General features: G+C 51.1%; 4 protein-coding genes and 1 pseudogene. 2 read left to right on the forward strand and 3 right to left on the reverse strand.

Annotation, left to right across the window (positions count from 1 at the left end; translation table 11 throughout):
• Nucleotides 1-845: DUF4065 domain-containing protein (locus tag GX108_08355; protein NLO57033.1), on the forward strand; the 845-nt coding region annotated here is incomplete at its 5' end.
• A 37-nt stretch (nt 846-882) separates the two neighbouring features.
• On the opposite strand, the gene GX108_08360 is transcribed toward GX108_08355, so the two are convergent.
• From GX108_08360 to GX108_08370, 3 genes are all read right to left on the reverse strand, one after another.
• The gene (locus GX108_08360; protein ID NLO57034.1) at nt 883-1,284 is read right to left on the reverse strand and encodes a hypothetical protein; all 402 of its coding nucleotides are present in this window, start codon (nt 1,282-1,284) and stop codon (nt 883-885) included.
• A 176-nt stretch (nt 1,285-1,460) separates the two neighbouring features.
• Nucleotides 1,461-1,886 carry a helix-turn-helix transcriptional regulator gene (locus GX108_08365; protein NLO57035.1) on the reverse strand — a complete coding sequence of 142 codons (426 nt, stop codon included), beginning with the start codon at nt 1,884-1,886 and terminating at the stop codon, nt 1,461-1,463.
• Nucleotides 1,886-2,290: a type II toxin-antitoxin system RelE/ParE family toxin gene (locus GX108_08370; GenBank protein NLO57036.1), complete on the reverse strand. Its 405-nt coding sequence runs from the start codon at nt 2,288-2,290 to the stop codon at nt 1,886-1,888. The genes GX108_08365 and GX108_08370 overlap by 1 nt, the downstream gene beginning before the upstream one ends.
• A 623-nt stretch (nt 2,291-2,913) precedes the next feature.
• Between GX108_08370 and GX108_08375 the strand changes: the two are divergent.
• Nucleotides 2,914-3,239: pseudogene (locus tag GX108_08375) on the forward strand (N-acetyltransferase).

The following is a 3,239-nucleotide window of genomic DNA, read 5'->3' on the forward strand; positions in this document are numbered from 1 at the left end:
CTTACCGCGAGAAGCATCGCCTGATGGCCCCGGAGGAAATAAGGGAGACCAGGGACGGTTACGGCTTCAGCCAGGAACTGTTCTCGCGGGTCCTGGGTATAGGCGTGGCATCCCTTCGGCGCTACGAGGGCGGTGCTCTTCAGACCCCTGCCATTGATGCTTTGCTGCATTCCGCGAAGGCACCGAAAACCCTTTTGTCCCTTTTCGAAAGGAACAAGGGAAGCCTCTCGGCCGCCGCGGCGGAGGACGTCCGCCACAAGCTCAAAAGGCTGGTAAAAAGCTCTTTCGACAAGGGAACCCACTTGGAGGAACTGCTGCAACGTTCCGCCGAAGGGGAACCCAGTGAATTCAACGGCTTCAGGACGTTTTCCCTTGACAAGATAAAAGGATTGGTCGCCTACCTGCTGGATATTGCCGAGCAGCCCATCAGCATTACAAAGATGTGCAAACTCCTGTTCTATTGCGAATTCGCCTTTTTCAGGGAGACCACCCAGTCCATCACGGGGTTGTCCTATGCCCATTACACCTATGGGCCGGTTCCTGAGGGAATAAACGACATGTACACCCTTTTCAATTACCTGGGCGAAACCGGAGTGATCGAAATAGCGGAAGAAGAATGCCCTCGCTGCGAAGGAACAAGAAGGGATTTTACCCTGGCTGACCCCGGTGCCAGTTCGTCGCTCGATGATGAGGAAAAGGATTTCGCTGGACAGGTTTTCCATAAGTTGGGCCGCTTCAACGCGGCAAAACTTTCCGAGCTGGCTCATGATGAAGAGGGTTACGGCTCAACAACCCTGAACGAAAAGATCTCTTACCTTTACGCGGAAAAACTCAAGGCGGTGTGATTTATTTAAAAGGGGAGGCTAGGAAACCTCCCCCTGATCACCTTTGCTTCTTCCTGGTCTGATTTTTCTTTTTCGAAGCATCTGGTTTTTCCAGCGAGACTTTTAATTCAGGCTCTTCGAGTTGGTCCTCTGGGATAAAAGACACGGTTGGAAGAAGGCACTTTCCCCAGGGTCCGCGCGAAGAAATCAGAACGAGTAGCTCCCTTGCGCTTGAATAAAGAATGTTTGCGCCCGTCACAGCCATGGATTTGAGCAAAAATTCCTCGTCCTTGGGTTTTTCGCCGGCCCATTCAAAGGAGCCAAAGGCCGCCAGTTCGTATTCATAAAAAAGTTTGTCCGTCCCCGAGGCCTCTTCGGATTTTATTCTCAGCATGACCGAACACTTTGTAAGATCTTCACTGAATGATGGCTTAGCCCTTATGATCTGAAGATCTGGCATCCTCGGTTCATCGCTGCCTTCCTTGGTGAAGGCCTTGAAGTACATCAAGGGGAAAAACAAATTTCTCAATTTGATGGGCGCTTTCACGGCATCCAGTTTTGTGACCTTACTTTTTATCGAAGACATGGTTGCCCTCTTCCTCAGGAAATAATCTCCCGCCTCGCATGAATGATCGGTCAGGCGGCCAATACCTTATCCTTCCGGTTGTCGGGGGAATACCACTCCTTGATCCCATCCCCCGAAGTGCGAAACGGCCAGGAAGGCGTCTCAAGGCTGCTATCCTGGAGCGACCACTTCGACTCTTCCTCTTCCTGTGCGGGGATTACGGATATCCTCACTACCGCTCCGATCGCCCGGCTGACTTCGATTAGGGTCTTCATCGTAAAGTTTTTTGAAACGTTATCGTTAAAAAACTTGCTTATATAAGCTTCGGATACGTTCATGGATTCGGCGAGATATTTCTGGGATAGGCCCTTCTCTTCCATTAGGGCCGAGATCTCGCTCAAAAACTGGAGCCGTAAATCCTCCATCCAGTAATCGTGGTGTCGCCTCGCTTCTTCATAAATTCTTTTAAACTTGCTACCTGGTTTTGCCATGATCATCACCCATTCAAAAAAAGAGTTTTATCCTGTTGGGCTTCAAAGTATTTTTCTCGGTGCAGTAGGGCCTTTCTGATTTGCCGTTGAGGGGTTTTAGAACTCTTCTTTTCAAACCAGTGAGTACAGATAATAATTCGTTCCTTGTCAAAAAAATACATCAATCTGTATTTGCCCGAACTGATCTGCCATATTCCGTTCTCAACATAGTGGTGAACAGGTGAACCCTTGGGCAATTTCCCCTCAACAAGATATTCCAGCCTTTTGGTCATGGTTCGTCTTGTTGTTGCGTCGTACTGATTTACAGCATTTAACGCTTCCAGCAAATCCCCAACGCTGCATGACCCATCCTCGTTCACAAGGGCATAAGCGCGAAATTCGCCCTCGAAAAGCAGGGTATACTCTCTCATGACTTAACTTCCATGTTAAGTCGCATTATGACACTATCCCCCAAAGGTTGTCGGGAGTCAAGGGGGGAGTATTTCTTCGCTGCGGAATCACTTTTTCGAAGCAAAACGACCCCTTGCACCATCGACACGGTCCCCCGTTAAAACGCCCCGGGACGAAGTGGTCTGAACAGAGAGAGGGGGGGTAGGCTTCGCACCGAAGGGGGCGTAATGTTTTGTGTAAAGTCCACTGTCGGGGCTGAGTTCTAGTGTTTCTGTTTCATTCTGTCCCCGAAGTATATCATCAGGTCTTCCGGCATCAGTGCCCAGTTTGGTATGGGTTGGGCCCATTTTTCACTGACCCTCATGGTAGTAAGGATATAGCATTTTCATCAGGGCGCCTTCTTCAACTGCCTGTGGAAGTTCTCCGCCGCACGACTTCCGGTTCACGCACTTTCCGTCCACGCCTTTGGTCTTCCCGCCTTCCGCCTTGCATTTTGCATTGAAGAGCAATAAAATTACTCGTAAATGGGAAATTAGTAAGGCTTGAAGGGCGATTCGCAAGCCGCAAAAACAGCACCAGGTCTCGTCCCTGCATTTGTCTCCCCCGTCGCCTCGGCCTTCGCCTTACAAACCCGGAGGTCTCCATGTCCATATCCAGCAACGCCATCATCGGATCCAACGTCGCCTTCGGCGAATACGTCGTAATAGAAGACGACGTCCAGATAGGATCGGGCGTCGAGATCGGCCATCACGTCGTCATCCACCCCGGCGTCCGCATCGGCGACAACTGCAAAATCCTCGATGGGACCATCCTGGGTAAGCGCCCGATCAAGGCGAGCCTCTCGGCCATCACCGGGTCATCGACCGAATAGCCCCCCCTCGTCCTGGACGAGGCGGTCACCGTCGGCGCGGGCTGCATCCTCTATATTGGGGCCGAAATAGGCAACGAGGTCTTCTTCGGCGATAAGGC

The sequence above is a fragment of the Thermovirga sp. genome (assembly GCA_012523215.1).
Lineage (GTDB): Bacteria > Synergistota > Synergistia > Synergistales > Thermovirgaceae > 58-81.